The sequence below is a fragment of the Streptomyces sp. NPDC029466 genome, assembly GCF_055574515.1.
Window position 1 is genome coordinate 49,390 of the sequence record NZ_JBVHZH010000022.1, and the last position, 15,736, is coordinate 65,125.

Below are 15,736 nucleotides of genomic sequence, written 5' to 3' on the forward strand. Positions count from 1 at the left end.
ATATGCCGCGTGCTGACGGGACTCGCCGTCTCCTGGGCGGCCGCGGCCTTGCCGGCTGCTGCCGCGGCCTTGCCGGCTGCTGCCGCGGCCTTGCCGGCTGCTGCCGCGGCCTTGCCGGCTGCTGCCGCGGCCGGACCGTCCGCCGCCGGGAAGGCCGCGGAGGCGTGGACCGCTCCGCTCTCCACCAGGGGCCGTTACATCGTCGACGCCGACGGCCGGCGCTTCCGGCTGAAGTCCGCCAACTGGGACGGGGCACAGGGTTCCTGGAACGGTTCGGGCGATATCGATGACCCGGCCGGCCACCACGGCGGCCAGAACTCCCACGGCATACCCCTCGGCCTCGACCGCGTGGGGATCGGCGCTCTGCTGGCGGACTTCCGGGCGCTGGGCCTGAACAGCGTCCGGCTGCCGTTCTCCAACGAGATGCTCCATGCCACGGCCCCCGTGCCCGATGCCGCGGTCGCCGCCAACCCGCAACTGCGCGGCAAAACACCGTTGCGCGTCTTTGACGCCGTGGTCGAGGCGCTGACCGCGGGCGGCTTCGCGGTCATCCTCAACAACCACACCAACACCACCCGATGGTGCTGCGGTCTCGACGGCAACGAGCGGTGGAACAGCCGCCAGTCCACCCGGCAATGGGCCGATGACTGGGTCTTCATGGCCCGCCGCTACCAGCACAACAGCCGCGTGGTGGGGGCGGACCTCTACAACGAGGTGCGCCGTGACGTCCTGGACGACCCCAACTGGGGCCTGGGCGACAGCCACGACTGGCAGGCCGCCGCGCAGGAGGCGGCGGACCGGATCCTCACCGAGGCCAACCCCCGTCTCCTCATCGTCATCGAGGGCATCAACTGGACCGGCGTGCCGGTGGACGGTCTGCCACACGGCCGCCCCACCCTGGCCCCGGTCCGTACGCTCTCGCACACCCTCGTCACCTCCGGGAAACTCGTCTACTCGGCCCACTTCTACGGCTACACCGGCCCGCACCACAGCGGCGCCACAGGGGTGGGGGAGACCAGTGACCCCCGCTACCAGGACCTGACCCGCGACCAGCTCCGTGCCGTACTGCACGACCAGGCGTTCTACGTCTCCGCGGAGAGCGGTCAGCATTTCACCGCACCCCTGTGGATCAGCGAATTCGGCGTCGGCTCCGAGGAATCAAACCCGGCTGCCCGTGCCTGGTTCGGCAACCTCACGGACTACCTCGCCGACACCGACACGGACTTCGCCTACTGGCCGCTCGTCGGCTGGAGCACCGACGGCCAGGACCGGCCGGCCGGGGACAACTGGGCCATGCTGCGGTACGACAACACCGGGCGCCGCAGCGAAATCCTCGACGGCGCCGACTGGCGGGCGGCCGCATGGCACCGGCTCATGACCGCGCCGCAAAAGACGGGACCGGTGCCGCCGGCCCCCGCCTGGCACCTGCTCACCACCGACCACCGCGACTTCGTGCAGTCCCTGAGCGCCCGCTCGCTGGGCGACTGGGACAGCGGCGCCCGCAAGGCGGCCTGCCCCGACGGCGAACGGCTCATCGGCCTCAGCCACACCCGGGGCCGCGGACTGTGCACCGACGCCCCCACGGCCCGCCCTGTGCACACACCCGGCAGCACCCCCACCGTGGTGCGGGACGAACGCCATGTCCCCGCCGGCGGCGACTGGGCACCCGGCTACAGCAAACTCCAGTGTCCCGACGGCCACTTCCTCACCGGCTACAGCCTGCGGGGTGAGAGGGTCTCCGCCGCGTTGTGCACACCGGCCCGCACCGCTCTCGGCACGGGCGGCAGCACCCTCTGGTTCGACCGCGGCGACAACCGCCCGCCCGGCGGTCCCGGCGGCGACTTCGCCCACGGTCACTACAAGGGACAGTGCCCCACCCGCTCCTACGCGGCATGCATCGCCTATACCCACCGCATCGGCCACCTGGGCCGCCCCGACGCCCTGCTCTGCCGCCCCCTGACCGGAGAAAACTGAGTCGCCCCGAAGGGCCGGCCGGGGTATCAAGGGAGGCTGTCCACGACACCGTTCCGATGCGGAGGGCGCCCATGTGCGCGCGCAGGATGCACCCCGACGAGGCGGACACCGACGTGCCTCTCGTGCGCCGTCTGGTGGCTGCGCAGTTTCCCCGGTGGGCGGACCTGCCCGTCACGATGGTCGACTCCGCCGGCACCTCCAACGCCATGTTCCGGCTCGGCGACGACATGGTCGTACGGCTCCCGCGCATCGAGGGGGCCGCCGCCGACGTGGCCAAGGAGCACCACTGGCTGCCACGGCTGGCCCCCTCGCTCCCGGTTGCCGTACCGGGACCGCTGGGCAAGGGCGCGCCCGCCGAGGGCTACCCCTGGCCGTGGTCCGTCTACCGCTGGCTCGACGGGGAGACACCGGCCACCGGCCGCCTGGCCGTGCCCCACGCGCTCGCGGCGGAGCTGGCGGAGTTCGTCACCGCGCTGCACCGGATCGACCCCGCGGACGGGCCGCCGTCCTACCGCAGCGAATCCCTGGCGGCCCGGGACCACGCGACCCGCGCCGCGGTGGCGGAGCTGCCCGGCATCATCGACACCGGCGCGGCGATCGCCGCCTGGGAGACGGCCCTCCAGGCGCCCGCCCGGCCCGGCCCGGCCGTCTGGATCCACGCAGACCTGCAACCAGGAAATCTGCTGACCGTCCGGGGACGGCTCGCCGCCGTCATCGACTTCGGCTGCCTCGGCCTCGGCGATCCCGCCGTTGATCTGATCGTGGCGTGGTATCTGCTGCCGGCCGATGCGCGCGGCGCCTTCCGTACGGCCCTGGGGGCCGATGACGCCACCTGGGCCCGCGGCCGCGGCTGGGCGCTGTCGATCGCGCTCAACGAACTCCGCTACTACCGCGAGACCAACCCGGTGATGGCGGCCACCGCCCGGCAGGTCATCGAGGAAGTCCGCATCGAGCATGCGCAGGGCGCCGTCTGACCGCGGATCACCGTCGGGCGTGCGGTCCGCCGGGCCCGGCCGCACGGCCTCGGCCCAGGCGCGTGGGGCCGGTCGTGGAGCCGGAGGTGACCGATGCCCGGAATGATCGTTCTCAGGTGGTGAAACGTATCGTCACCACCTCGTTCCTTGTCCTGTCCTGCCTGGTCCCGGCCGCTCCGGCGCAGGCCGACGGCCCCGAGCGGATGCCCCGGGTGGCGGGCCAGGGCCTGGTCGCCGCCTACCGGGCCCTGAACTTCGACACCTCCGTCCAGCTCCGGGACGGGCGCGGCGCCGGCCGCCATGTGCTGTGGCCGGCGAGCTGGAAGGTCTGCTCGCAGAGCCCGGAGGAAGGCGCACCCCTACAGGGCCGCCATGCCACGCTCACCGTCGTCAAGACCCATGAGGCGTGTCCGGTCTGATACCCCTCGCGTGCGGTGCTGCGGTGCTCCGGTGCCGCGGGGCTCAGTCGCGCGGCAGACGGCCCTTGCTCCGCATGGCGGCGCGGACCCGGTCCTCGGCGAGGCGGCGGCCGGCGGCATGCGGGGTGATGTCCTGCTGCCGGGCCTCGTCCAGGACCGTCACCGTGTTGGCCCGCAGCCTGGCCGAGACCGATGCGAAGATGCTCGCTGTGCCGGGCCGGAACCCGGAGTAGCGGGCATCCATCGCGAAGGCGGCCGCGACCACACCGCCGGCATTGGCCACGAAGTCGGGCAGCACGGTCACACCGCGCTCGGCGAGAATGCTCCGGGCCTCCGCCGAGGTCGGCAGGTTCGCGCCCTCCACGATGAGCTTCGCCTTGATCTCGTGCGCGGTGCCGCGGTGGATCACGTCCTGGAGCGCGGCGGGCACCAAGATGTCGCAGTCCACGGTGAGTTCGGCGCCTGCGGGCAGCGCGGTACCGGCCGGGTAACGGGTGACGAAGTGGTCGCCGTGCTCGTCGCGCGCCGCCAGCAGGGCCTCCACGTCGAGACCGCTGGGGTCGTACCGCACCCCGTGGGCCGTGGACACCGCCACGATCGTGGCACCCAGCTCCGCGAACCGCGTGGCGGCCGCGCTGCCGACCGCACCGAAGCCCTGGAGGGCGACCCGGGAGCCGGCCAGCGGCAGCCCCTGGTGCTGCGCCGCGGCGTCGGCCGCCTCGGCGACCCCGTAGCCGGTGACGCCGAGCTTGTCGTAGGCCACCCCGCCGAGATGCTCGGGGGTGCCGACGGCGGCACCGCGGTCGCCCAGCTCGTCCTGGATGATGGCGGCATCACTCTCGGTCAGGCCCATGTCGAGCCCCATCACATACTCGCGGGGCACCTCGTTGGACAGCGCACGGGCGAAGGCGCGCAGCACCGCCTCCTTGTCGCGGGACGCCGGGTCGGCGACGATGCCGGCCTTGGCGCCGCCGTAGAAGAGGTCGACAGCCGCCCACTTCCACGTCATGACACGGGCCAGCCGGGAGACCTCCTCCACGGTCACGCCGGGGCTCATCCTCGTGCCGCCCTTGCCGATACCGCGGGCGGTGTTGTCGATCACCAGGACGCCCTTCATGCCGGTGCGCCGGTGCGAGACGACGACGATTTTCTCCGGGCCCCACTCGTCGACGAGGGAGAGTGCGTCAGTCACGGGAGTGTTCCTTCTCGGTAGGAAGCGTAGGAAGTGTAGGAAGCGAAGGGAGGCCGGCCCGGGCGGTGGTGCCGGCCGGGCGCAGTGCCTGGGCGATCAGCTGGGCGAGATGGGTGCCGCGGCGCGAGGTCTGCTGGGCGATCTGGGTGCGGCAGCTGAAGCCGTCGGCCAGGATCCGGGTGTCCGCCGGGGCCGAGCGCACCGCGGGGAGCAGGACCTGTTCGCCCGCGGCGACGGAGACGTCGTAGTGGCCGCGTTCGAAGCCGAAGTTGCCGGCCAGGCCGCAGCAGCCGGAATCGAGTGCGGTGTTGTCGATGCCCAGCCGGTCCAGCAGCGCGCTGTCGGCGCTGAAGCCGGAGGTGGCGTGCTGATGGCAGTGGGTCTGGCTGATCGAGCGGGCCTCGATCCGCGGGGGCTGCCAGTCGGGGACGTGGTGGACGAGGAGTTCGGCGAGGGTGAGGGTGGCGCGGGAGAGGGCACGGGCGTCCTCGTCGCCGTCGAGGAGTTCGGGCAGATCGGTCTTGAGGGCTGCCGTGCAGCTCGGCTCCAGTCCGACGACGGGGAGGCCGGCGGCGACGGCGGGGGCCAGCGCGGCGGTGGTGCGCCGGGCGATGCGGCGGGCCGTGCCGAGTTGTCCGGTGGTGATCCAGGTGAGTCCGCAGCACTGCGTGCCGTCCGGGACCTGGACCCGGAACCCGGCGTCTTCCAGCACGGCCACCCCGGCCTGGAGGACCTCGGGGCTGAAGTGGTTGTTGAAGGAGTCGACCCACAGCACGACCGGGCCGCGCCGTCCGTCGCCCCGGGGCGTCCGGCCGCGGAACCAGGCCAGGAAGGTCTGCCCGGCGAACCGGGGGAGTTCCCGCTGTGCGTCGATCCCGCCGAGGCGTTTGACGGCCGGGGCCAGGCGGGACGAGGTGAGCGCGTTGACCAGCCGGGGAGCCCGGGCGGCCAGCCGCGACAGCAGCGGCAGCCAGCCCATGGTGTAGTGCGAGGCGGGCCGGAGCCGTCCCTTGTAGTGGTGGTGCAGGAACTCCGACTTGTAGGTGGCCATGTCCACTCCGACGGGGCAGTCGGCGCTGCATCCCTTGCAGGACAGACACAGATCGAGGGCGTCGCGGACTTCGGTGGAGCGCCAGCCGTCGGTGATCACTTCGCCCTGTGTCATCTCGTACAGCAGACGGGCGCGGCCGCGGGTGGAGTCCTTCTCGTCCCGGGTGACCCGGTAGCTGGGGCACATGACGTCGCCGCGGTGGTCGGCGGAGCGGCATTTGCCGACGCCGACGCAGCGGCGGGTGGCCTTGGCGAAGTCCCCGTCGTCGGCGTGGAAGGGGAAGACCGTGGCCAGGGGAAGCGGTGTGCGGTGCGGGCTGACGCGCAGATTCCCGTCGACCGGCAGCGGCTGGACGATCATGCCGGGGTTGAGGCCGTTGTCGGGGTCCCAGATGCTCTTGAACTCCTCGAACAGCGCGATGATGTCGGGTCCGTACATCAGCGGCAGCAGCTCGGAGCGGGCCTGCCCGTCGCCGTGCTCACCGGACAGCGAACCACCGTGGGCGGCGATCAGCCGGGCGGCGTCGGTGACGAAGGCGCGGAAGACGGCGGTGCCCTGTTCGGTGCCGAAGTCGAAGTTGATCCGGACGTGCAGACAGCCTTCGCCGAAGTGCCCGTAGACGGCGCCCTGGAGCCCGTGGTGAGCCAGCAGCTCGGTGAACTTGCGCAGGTAGGAGCCCAGTTGGTCGGGTGGAACGGCCGCGTCCTCCCATCCGGGCCAGGCTTCGGCGCCCTCGGGCGAACGGGTGGCCAGCCCCGCGCCGTCCTCCCGGATCCGCCACAGTGTGCGGGCGCGCACGGGGTCGGTGATGACCTCGCTGCCGGTGCATCCGGCGGCTCGGCGCGCGGTCTCGGCCAGCGCCTCGGCCTGCCGGGGCAACGCGTCCGCGGTACCGCCGAGTTCGGCGAACAGCCAGGCCCGTGCGGCCGGCAGGGTGTCGATGGCGGCCCGGGTCGCGGGCCGGGTGACGATGTCGGTCAGCGCGTGGTCGAGCCCTTCCAGCGCCAGCGGCCGATGCGCCAGCAGGGCGGGGACCGCGTCGGCCGCGGCGCAGGCGTCCGAGAACCCGAGGACGACCAGGGCCCGCGCGGGGGGAGGGGAGAGGAGACGGACGGTCGCCGAGAGGATGACGGCCAGTGTGCCCTCGCTGCCGACCAGCGCGCGGGCGAGGTTGAAGCGCCGCTCGGGCAGCAGCTGTTCCAGTGCGTAGCCCGATACCTGCCGCGGGAACCGCCCCAGTCCGGTGCGCAGCACCGCCAGATGGCGTTGGGCGAGACCGTGCAGCGACGCGATCAGTTCGCCGCGGTCGTCGCCCGCCGCGATGGCCTCGTCGATCTCCTCCGCGGTCATCTCGCCGAGCCGGACCACCGTGCCGCGGTAGGTGATCACTTCGAGTTCCACGATGTTGTCCGCGGTGCGGCCCCAGGCCAGGGAGTGTGATCCGCAGGCATTGTTGCCGATCATGCCGCCGAGCGTGCAGCGGCTGTGGGTGGACGGATCGGCGCCGAACAGCAGGCCGTGCGGTGCGGCGGCCCGCTGGAGATCGTCCAGCACGATGCCGGGCTCGACGGTCGCGGTCCGGGCCTGGGGGTCCAGTGCGAGCAACCGGTGGAAGTAGCGGGAGAAGTCGAGCACCCCGCCCGGTCCGACGGCCTGCCCGGAGGTGCTGGTGCCCGCGCCGCGTGCGGTGACCGGCACGCCCAGCCGACGGCAGACATCGAGCGTGTTCCGGATGTGCCGCCGCTCGCCGGGGAAGACGACGGCCAGCGGGATCTGCCGGTAGTTGGAGGCATCGGACGCGTACTGTGCCCGGCGGCCGGCGTCGCCGGCGACCTCTCCGCAGTCCCCCGCGCCGAGGGCCTCGGTCACGGCCGCCGCGTCGAGGCTGCCGGGGCCCTGCGCTGTTGTGGTCACCGTGCTTGCTCCTTTGTGCTCACCGGTCGCGTTCGGCATGGTGAGACCACGATGTGGGCCCGAGGGGGCAGGGACAAGGCCCAGCAGGGCGCGAGTATTGACGCTTGAGGGCAATGAATGCTTATGCTCGCCCACCGCGTCCCCGGGGAGCCCGCCTTGCTGAAGCCACTGCATCTGCTCACGCTGAAGGCCGTCGTCCGCAGCGAGTCGTTCGCACTCGCGGCCCGCGACCTCGGCTACACCGCTTCCGCCATCTCACAGCAGATCTCCGCCCTGGAGAAGGAGACCGGGCTGGTGCTGTTCGAGCGGGAGGCGCACGGTATCCGCCCCACCGCCGCCGCCCACCGGCTGGTCGATCTCAGTACCCATGTGCTGGCCGCCATGGACGATCTCGACCACCAGGTGCAGGAGCTCGCCACCGGCGCCACCGGCCGGCTGCGGCTGGGCAGCTTTCCCACAGCCGATGTCCGGCTGCTGCCCTCGGCGCTGTCCGCCCTCGTCGAGACCCATCCGCACGCCCGGATCCAGCTGGAGGAGGCCGAACCCGACGAACTCCTGACCGCGCTCAGCCAGGGTGATCTGGATATCGCGCTGGTCTACGAGTACGGCCTCAGCCCCCGCCAGTGGCCCGCCGGCCTGACCCGCCATCATCTGCTGCGGGAGGACCTCATCCTGCTCAGGGCCCGGGGCAGCGGCCTGAGCGCGCAGCTGTCCCAGCTGTCCCGGGCCCGCTGGATCACCAGCCGGGAGGACACCGCCGGGGCGCGGTCCTTCGTCCGGCTGTGCGCGGCCGCGGGCTTCGAGGCCGCCGTCGCCTTCCGCAGCAACAACTACGCCGTGGTGCGGGAGCTGGTCTCGGCCGGCCTCGGCGTGGCGGTGGTCCCGGCACTCGGCCACCTGCCCAGTGACGAGGTCGAAGCCACCCGGCTCACCCAGCGCTCCGCGCACCGTCAGGTGATGGCGCTGCACCGCAGTGAGAACAGCAATCCGCTGCTCCCCGCCGTGCTGAGCTGTCTGCGCCGCGCGGTGCCGTCCGGTGAGCCGTATCTGCATCCGGCGGAGGACGCCTGACGGTGACGGCGGAGGCGGGCTCCGTCCCTCCCGGGGAGGAGGGAGGGACGGAGCGCCGGCAGGGGTGGCCGACCGCCCGTCACGGGACGGGTGTGGGCTCGGCCTCGTCGGATTCGGACAGGTCGTCCAGGGTGTCGAGATCCACCGAGCCGCCCGGCATGACCTGGCGGGTGTGCCGGTAGCCGTACGCGGCGTAGATGACCAGGCCGACGGCCAGCCAGCAGCCGAGCCGCACCCAGGTCTCCCACTGGAGGAACGACATCAGCCAGAGGGAGAAGACGATGCCGAGGAGGGGTACCACCGGCATGCCCGGACACCGGAAACCCCGCTTGAGGTGCGGCTTCCGGTAGCGCAGCAGCAACACGGAGGCGGACACCACCACGAACGCCAGCAGCACGCCGATATTGGTGAGTTCGGCGACGGCGTTGATGGGCAGCACCCCGGCCAGCACGGCGGACACCCCACCGATCAGCCAGGTGGCGCGGTGCGGAACCTTCCGCTTGGGGTGGATGGCGCCGAACCAGGCGGGCATCAGGCCGTCCCGGCTGAGGGCGTACCACAGCCGGGAGGCGCCCATCATGAAGGAGAAGGTCACGGTGACGATGCCGATGACCGCGCCGACCGCGATCACATTGGCCAGTCCGCTCAGCCCCACGCTCTGGAACGCGCTGGAGATACCGCTCTTCGGATTGATCTCGCTGTAGTGCTGCATACCGGTGAGCACCACACAGACCAGCACATACAGCACCATGGAGACCGCCAGCGACAGCATCATCGCCTTCGGCAGCTTGCGCCGCGCCTCCAGTGACTCCTCCGCGGCCGTACTCAGCGCGTCATAGCCGAAGACGGCGAAGAAGACCGTCGCCGCCCCGGTGAACGCCCCGCCGAGACCGAACGGCGCGAAGGGCTGGAGATTGCCGCTGTCGACCTTGGTGAAGCCGACCACGATCACCAGCAGCACGATCGCGATCTTGACGATGGTCAGCACCGTCTCCACCCGGGCCGAGGTGCGGGTGCCACGGGTCAGCAGCCAGGCCACACCGAGGCAGATCGCCACCGCCAGCAGGTCGATCTTGTGCCCGGCCCCGGTGCCGGGAGCGCCCAGGGCCCAGGCCGGCAGATGGATGCCGACGGCCTCCAGCAGGAAGCCCAGATAGCCCGACATCCCGATCGCCACGACGGCGACGATCGCGGTGTACTCCAGGAGCAGATCCCAGCCGACGATCCAGCCCACGATCTCCCCGAGCACCGCGGCACAGTAGGTGTAGGACGAGCCGGCCTTCGGCACCATGCCGGCGAATTCGGCGTAGGCGAAGGCCGCGCAGAGCGAGGCGGCTCCGGCCACCAGGAACGAAATCAGGACGGCGGGACCGGCGACATCCCGGGCGACGGCCGCGGCCAGACTGAAGATGCCGGCCCCGATGATGGCGCCGATGCCGATCATCGTCAGCTGGGTCAGGCCCAGCGTGCGCACCATGCGCGCACCGGTGGGCTGTTCTTGGGGAAGAGTTCGCCTGAATACCCCCTTGGGGCCTCTTCCCAGCAGCGCGGGGAGTGCGGATTTCGGGGTGTGATGAGGGGACATCGATCGCTCCCTGTCAGGCACCGGCAGCACGACGGGCCACCGTTGTGGCGTGGGTCACCACTGGCCTGAAACCATCGCTCACGAGGTCCCCTGGCAAAAGAGACCGCAGGGCGACAACTTGCGGTGCTGAGCGCAAGGAGAACTGGCGCAGTCGCATCACAGGGTGAGGGCGTCGGGCTCTCGTGTAAGTCGCATCTTGTTCCTCGGGGCAGGCCGACTCGCCTCGGAATCAAGGACGTTGTGCGGGCGGGTGGGCCGTCCCTGACTCACGGGGCGGGCCTATTCGGAGGGCTCGTTGCGCTCCCCGGACACCGCCCGCAGGACATCGACCAGAGCCGTCACCGTGGGCCGGTGCTCCACGGAGGAACGGAACATCACCACGATGTGCCGCTCGATCCGCTCCCGCAGCCGCAGCACGTCCAGGCGGGACGCCCGCAGGCCGAGCATCAGATCCGTCACCGTGCTCACCCCGATCCCCGCCTCGACGAGCGCCAGCGTGGCCGCGGTATCGGTCACCTCGTGCCGGACCCGCGGTTCGACACCCGCCCGCCGGCAGGCGGTGCGCACCGCACGCCCGTAGTAGCTGTCCGCCGACGGCAGGATCCAGCCCAGCTCCTGGGTCTCCGCCAGGCCGATCACCTCGCGGCCCGGCATCGATCCGGCCGGTACCGCCAGCGCGAACCGCTCGCGGTACAGCCGCCGCACCCGCAGGGCGGGCTCGCGCGGAATCGGCACATCCGGGTAGTCCAGACCGAGCGCCAGGTCCACCGCGCCGGACGCCACGGCGTCATAGACCTCGTCCACATCCATATCGCGGCTCTGCACCGTCAGCGCGGGATGGGTCCGCCGGACCTCCTGGAGCGCCGGCGGCAGCAACTCGGCGGCCGCCGTGGCGAACAGCCCCACCTGGAGGACGCCGGAGATCTCGTGCCGGGTGCGCTCCAGGGCCTCGACGGCTTCCGCCTCCGTGGACAGGATCCGCTCCGCATGGCGGGCCAGCGTCCGGCCGGCATCGGTCAGCTCCACCCGCCGCCCGACCCGCCGCAGCAACTCCATGCCCGCGGCCTTCTCCAGCGCGGCGATCTGCTGGGAGACCCCGCCGGGCGTGTATCCAAGGGCCTGGGCCGCCGCGGTGATCGTGCCGCGCCTGGTCAACTCCACCAGGGACCGCAGCTGGGCACTCGTCCAGTCCATATAGAGATCGTAATAGATCAGACGCAGGAACTGTTCGTAGACGTCAACGGTCGGGGTGCTGCACGATGACGGGCAGCTAGCTGATCAGCACTCCTCGCCATGCATTGACAGCCCAGTCCAGGTGCCGGACGGACGCCCACCGGCACCGGGCCGGGCCTCTGGAAGGGATCGGCCTCTTGTCCATGTCATCCACCTCCCGCACCGTCCCGCCCACGGCCGACGTGGTGATCGTCGGCGGCGGTGTGATGGGCACCAGCATCGCGTTCCATCTGGCCGAGGCCGGGGTCCACAACATCGTCGTCGTCGAACGCGGTGAGCTGGGCAGCGGCAGCTCGGGCAAGCCGATCGGCGGCGTACGGGCGCAGTTCTCCGACCCGCTCAACATCGCCCTGGGCAGCAGGAGTCTGCGTGCCTGGCAGGACTTCCCGCAGCGGCCCGGTGCCGACATCCGGCTGGACAGCGTCGGCTACCTCTTCCTGCTCACCAGCGACCAGCAGGCCGCGGATTTCGAGACCGGCGTCCACCTCCAGAACGGCCTCGGCGTCCCCAGCCGCATGATCGGGCCCCGCGAGGCACAGCAGCTGTGCCCCTACCTCAGCACCGACGGGCTGGTGGCCGCCGCCTACTCACCGACCGACGGCCATGCCCGGCCCGGACTCGCGGTCCAGGGCTATGCGCGCGCCGCCGCACGTGCGGGGGTGGTGTTCGCCCCGCACACCGCCGTCACCGGTCTCGACACCACCGGCGACCGGGTCACCACCGTCCACACCGACCACGGCCGGATCTCCTGCTCCACGGTCATCTGTGCCGCGGGCGCCTGGTCCGCACGGATCGGTGCGATGGCCGGCGTTCACCTCCCGGTGCGCCCGGTGCGCCGCCAGCTCGCCTTCACGGCGCCGCTCGCGCCGCCCGCCCCGCGCATCCCCTTCACCATCGACTTCGCCTCCACGGCCTACTTCCACAACAGCGACGACGGACTGCTCTTCGGTCTCGCCGACCCCGAGCAGGCCGACGGTTTTGACACCACCTGGACACCGGACTGGCTCCGGCTCTTCCGCGCCGCCGCACGGCGCCGGGCCCCGGCCCTCGCCGACATGGAGACCCACGACGGCTGGGCCGGACTGTACGAGGTCACCCCCGACCACAACGCACTGATCGGACGCTCCGGCACGCTGCCCAACTTCCTGTACGCCACGGGGTTTTCCGGCCATGGCTTTCTCCAGGCCCCCGCGGTCGGCGAGATCATGCGCGACCTCCACCTCGACCGCACCCCGTTCGTGGACATCACCCCGCTCAGCGCCGACCGGTTCACGACCGGTGCCGAAACCCGCCCCGAAGCACACGTGGTGTGACTTCCCCCGACCGAAAGGCAGACCTGTCGATGTTCAGTCAGTGGCAACTGCGCGCCGCCTTCGCCCGGCGGCTCTCCGACATGTACGGGCGGGAAGTCCCTGCCTACACGACGCTGGTGGACGTCTCGCACGAGGTCAACGAGGAGGTGCTGCGGGAGCGGGGCGCCGACGCCGAGCGCCTGGGGTCGATCGGGCGGGTGACCGCGGAACGGCACGGCGCCATCCGGGTCGGCACACCCGAGGAACTCGGACAGGTCGCCCGGATCTTCGGCGCCCTGGGCATGCACCCGGTCGGCTTCTACGACCTGCGGGAGGCCGCCGGCAGCGCGATCCCCGTCGTCTCGACCGCCTTCCGGCCCGTAGGCGGTGCGGAACTGGCGCGGAATCCGTTCCGCGTCTTCACCTCCCTGCTCACCCCGGCGGACCCCCGCTTCTTCGACCCCGAACTCCGCGCCCGACTGGAGAACTTCCTCGCCGGACGGCAGCTGTTCCCCCCGGAACTGCTGGCCCTGGCCGACCGCGCGGAAGCCGCCGGAGAACTGTCCGACACGGACGCCGAACGCTTCCTCCACCTCGCCGTGCAGGTCTTCGAACTCTCCCCGGAGCCGGTCGACAGGGCCTGGTACGAAACCCTGGAGAAGGTCTCCGCGGTCGCCGCGGACATCGGCGGCGTACGCAGCACCCACATCAACCACCTCACCCCCCGTGTGCTGGACATCGATGCGCTCTACCGGCGGATGACCGAGCGCGGTATCGAGATGATCGACGCCATTCAGGGGCCGCCCCGGTGGCCGGGCCCCGATGTCCTGCTGCGCCAGACCTCCTTCCGTGCCCTCGCCGAGCCCCGCGCGATGCGCACCCCGGACGGCGAGGTGATCAGCGGGGCCCTGCGGGTGCGCTTCGGTGAGGTCGAAGCCCGTGGCATCGCCCTCACCCGCCGGGGCCGGGCCCGTTACGACGCGCTGCTCGCCCGCGTCGACGAACTGACCGCCCGTGATCCGCAGGCCGACCGGGCCGATGTCGCCCGCGCCGTGTGGATGGCGGAACTCCCCGACACCGAACACGCCTTCGCCGCCCAGGGCCTGGCGCACTTCACCTATCACGTCGTGCCCGGCCGGCCGGCGGACGGCAGCCGCCCGCCCGCGGGCCTCGACGCCCTGCTGGACCAGGGCTGGGTGCGGGCCGAACCGATCGTCTACGAGGACTTCCTGCCGCGCTCCGCAGCAGGCATCTTCCAGTCCAACCTCAGCGACGAAGGCTCCAGGAACAACGACCGCACCGGCATCGCCTACGACAGCGCCTGGCTCTCCGGCGCCATCGGACGCGAGGTCCTGGACCCCTTCGACCTCTACGAGGAACAGCAGAACCGCTCCCTCGCCCAGGTCGCCCGAGAACTCGCCCTGGACGGACTGCCCGGCTGACCCGGCCGAGCCGTCACCCCACCCCTCCCCACCCCAAGGAGCATCATGACCGCCACCGCCCTCCCCACCACCGAGGACCTGCGCACCCGCGCCCGCGCCGCCCTCGCCCGCGTCGGCGTCACCGTCGAGGAAGGCGGCGACTTCCACGCCCGCAGCCCCATCACCGGTGAAGACCTCTTCGGCCTGCGCGCCGCCACCGCCGCCGACACCGAGGAGGCCCTCGCCGCCTCCCGCGAGGCGTTCCTCACCTGGCGTACCACCCCGGCGCCCCGCCGCGGCGAACTCATCCGCCGACTGGGGGAGTTGCTGCGGGAACACAAGAGTGACTTGGGCGACCTCATCACCATCGAAGCGGGCAAGATCCGCTCCGAGGCACTGGGCGAGGTCCAGGAAATGATTGACATCTGTGACTTCGCCGTCGGGCTGTCCCGTCAGCTCTACGGCCGGACGATCGCCTCCGAGCGCCCCGGCCACCGTCTCGCCGAAACCTGGCACCCGCTCGGTGTGGTCGGTGTGATCTCGGCATTCAACTTCCCCGCCGCCGTCTGGTCGTGGAACACCGCCGTCGCCCTGGCCTGCGGCGACACCGTGATCTGGAAGCCCTCCGAGCTCACCTCGCTGATCTCGCTCGCCTGCACCCGGCTGCTGGACCGGGCCGCCGAGGAGGTCGGGGCACCGCGTGATGTGCACCGCCTGCTGCTGGGGGACCGCACTGCTGGGGAAAAGCTCGTCGACGATCCCCGGGTCGCGCTGGTCAGCGCTACCGGTTCGACCCGTATGGGACGCGAGGTCGGCCCCCGCGTCGCGGCCCGCTTCGGCCGCAGCCTCCTGGAACTCGGCGGGAACAACGCCGCGGTCGTCGCCCCCTCCGCCGACCTGGACCTCGCCGTCCAGGGCATCGTCTTCGCCGCGGCCGGCACCGCGGGGCAGCGCTGCACCACCCTGCGCCGTCTCATCGTCCACCGGGACATCGCCGACACCCTGATCGCCCGGCTGACCGCCGCCTATCAGAAGCTCCCCATCGGCGACCCCTTCGACGAGACCACCCTCGTCGGGCCGCTGATCACCCCGCAGGCCCTGGACACCATGCAGGACGCCCTGGTCCGCGCACAGGCGGAGGGCGGCAAGATCCTGGCCGGCGGCAACCGGCGCCTCACCGACGCCGCCCCCCGGGCCAGTTACGTCGAGCCGGTCATCGTCCGCGTCGACGCACAGACCGATGTGGTCCGCGAGGAGACCTTCGCCCCCATCCTGTACGTACAGACCTACGAGACCCTGGAGGAGGCCATCGCGCTGCACAACGATGTCCCGCAGGGCCTCTCGTCCAGCATCTTCACCCGTGACCAGCAGGAGGCCGAGCTCTTCCTGTCGGCGGAGGGCTCCGACTGCGGTATCGCCAACGTCAACATCGGCACCTCCGGAGCCGAGATCGGCGGCGCCTTCGGCGGCGAGAAGGAGACCGGCGGCGGCCGTGAGTCCGGTTCCGATGCCTGGCGCGCCTACATGCGCTCCGCCACCAACACCATCAACTACTCCAGCCGGCTCGCCCTCGCCCAGAACGTCAGCTTCCTTTAGGCCACGACCGCTTG

11 protein-coding genes are annotated in these 15,736 nt (G+C 71.6%); 7 read left to right on the forward strand and 4 right to left on the reverse strand.

Going from position 1 to position 15,736, the window contains the following annotated elements; genetic code table 11:
• The 3 genes from ACZ4XD_RS18425 (at position 1) to ACZ4XD_RS18435 (ending at position 3,367) form a co-directional block, all read left to right on the forward strand.
• Positions 1-1,974: a cellulase family glycosylhydrolase gene (locus ACZ4XD_RS18425; RefSeq protein WP_468043275.1), complete on the forward strand. Its 1,974-nt coding sequence runs from the start codon at positions 1-3 to the stop codon at positions 1,972-1,974.
• 71 nt (positions 1,975-2,045) lie between these two features.
• A complete protein-coding gene (locus ACZ4XD_RS18430) occupies positions 2,046-2,948 on the forward strand; it encodes an aminoglycoside phosphotransferase family protein (protein ID WP_468043277.1) in 903 nt (300 codons plus the stop codon).
• Positions 2,949-3,064: 116 nt separating this feature from the next.
• Positions 3,065-3,367: a hypothetical protein gene (locus tag ACZ4XD_RS18435; RefSeq protein ID WP_468043279.1), complete on the forward strand. Its 303-nt coding sequence runs from the start codon at positions 3,065-3,067 to the stop codon at positions 3,365-3,367.
• Between the two features lie 43 nt (positions 3,368-3,410).
• On the opposite strand, the gene ACZ4XD_RS18440 is transcribed toward ACZ4XD_RS18435, so the two are convergent.
• Both ACZ4XD_RS18440 and ACZ4XD_RS18445 read right to left on the reverse strand, forming a co-directional pair.
• Positions 3,411-4,559, reverse strand: a complete 1,149-nt coding sequence (locus ACZ4XD_RS18440) for a Glu/Leu/Phe/Val family dehydrogenase (protein WP_468043281.1) — start codon at positions 4,557-4,559, stop codon at positions 3,411-3,413.
• Entirely contained in the window at positions 4,552-7,524 is a 2,973-nt protein-coding gene (locus ACZ4XD_RS18445) for an FAD-binding and (Fe-S)-binding domain-containing protein (protein WP_468043283.1), read from the reverse strand. The genes ACZ4XD_RS18440 and ACZ4XD_RS18445 overlap by 8 nt, the downstream gene beginning before the upstream one ends.
• A gap of 156 nt (positions 7,525-7,680) precedes the next feature.
• Here ACZ4XD_RS18445 and ACZ4XD_RS18450 point away from each other — a divergent pair, with 156 nt between their 5' ends.
• Positions 7,681-8,595: a LysR family transcriptional regulator gene (locus ACZ4XD_RS18450; protein ID WP_468043285.1), complete on the forward strand. Its 915-nt coding sequence runs from the start codon at positions 7,681-7,683 to the stop codon at positions 8,593-8,595.
• Positions 8,596-8,674: 79 nt separating this feature from the next.
• Here ACZ4XD_RS18450 and ACZ4XD_RS18455 read toward each other — a convergent pair whose 3' ends face one another.
• Both ACZ4XD_RS18455 and ACZ4XD_RS18460 read right to left on the reverse strand, forming a co-directional pair.
• Complete coding sequence (locus ACZ4XD_RS18455) at positions 8,675-10,072, reverse strand: amino acid permease (RefSeq protein WP_468043287.1); 1,398 nt, start codon at positions 10,070-10,072, stop codon at positions 8,675-8,677.
• Positions 10,073-10,459: 387 nt separating this feature from the next.
• Positions 10,460-11,374, reverse strand: coding sequence for a LysR family transcriptional regulator (locus ACZ4XD_RS18460; protein ID WP_468043289.1), 915 nt, complete (start codon positions 11,372-11,374; stop codon positions 10,460-10,462).
• 182 nt (positions 11,375-11,556) lie between these two features.
• Here ACZ4XD_RS18460 and ACZ4XD_RS18465 point away from each other — a divergent pair, with 182 nt between their 5' ends.
• The 3 genes from ACZ4XD_RS18465 to amaB are packed head-to-tail and all read left to right on the forward strand — an operon-like array spanning position 11,557 to position 15,722.
• Entirely contained in the window at positions 11,557-12,726 is a 1,170-nt protein-coding gene (locus ACZ4XD_RS18465) for an NAD(P)/FAD-dependent oxidoreductase (RefSeq protein ID WP_468043398.1), read from the forward strand.
• Between the two features lie 29 nt (positions 12,727-12,755).
• On the forward strand, positions 12,756-14,147 hold the full coding sequence (hglS, locus tag ACZ4XD_RS18470; RefSeq protein WP_468043291.1) for a 2-oxoadipate dioxygenase/decarboxylase: 1,392 nt from the start codon (positions 12,756-12,758) through the stop codon (positions 14,145-14,147).
• A 45-nt stretch (positions 14,148-14,192) separates the two neighbouring features.
• Complete coding sequence (gene amaB / locus ACZ4XD_RS18475; RefSeq protein WP_468043293.1) at positions 14,193-15,722, forward strand: L-piperidine-6-carboxylate dehydrogenase; 1,530 nt, start codon at positions 14,193-14,195, stop codon at positions 15,720-15,722.
• The last annotated feature ends 14 nt before the right edge of the window (positions 15,723-15,736 follow it).

What these genes read in the sequence shown, in the direction of transcription:
- ACZ4XD_RS18430 (WP_468043277.1), top strand. Translation starts at nt 2,046, where the DNA reads ATGTGCGCGCGCAGGATGCACCCCGACGAGGCGGACACCGACGTGCCT.
- ACZ4XD_RS18455 (WP_468043287.1), bottom strand. Translation starts at nt 10,072, where the DNA reads ATGGTGCGCACGCTGGGCCTGACCCAGCTGACGATGATCGGCATCGGC.
- ACZ4XD_RS18460 (WP_468043289.1), bottom strand. Translation starts at nt 11,374, where the DNA reads ATGGACTGGACGAGTGCCCAGCTGCGGTCCCTGGTGGAGTTGACCAGG.
- ACZ4XD_RS18465 (WP_468043398.1), top strand. Translation starts at nt 11,557, where the DNA reads ATGTCATCCACCTCCCGCACCGTCCCGCCCACGGCCGACGTGGTGATC.
- hglS (WP_468043291.1), top strand. Translation starts at nt 12,756, where the DNA reads ATGTTCAGTCAGTGGCAACTGCGCGCCGCCTTCGCCCGGCGGCTCTCC.
- amaB (WP_468043293.1), top strand. Translation starts at nt 14,193, where the DNA reads ATGACCGCCACCGCCCTCCCCACCACCGAGGACCTGCGCACCCGCGCC.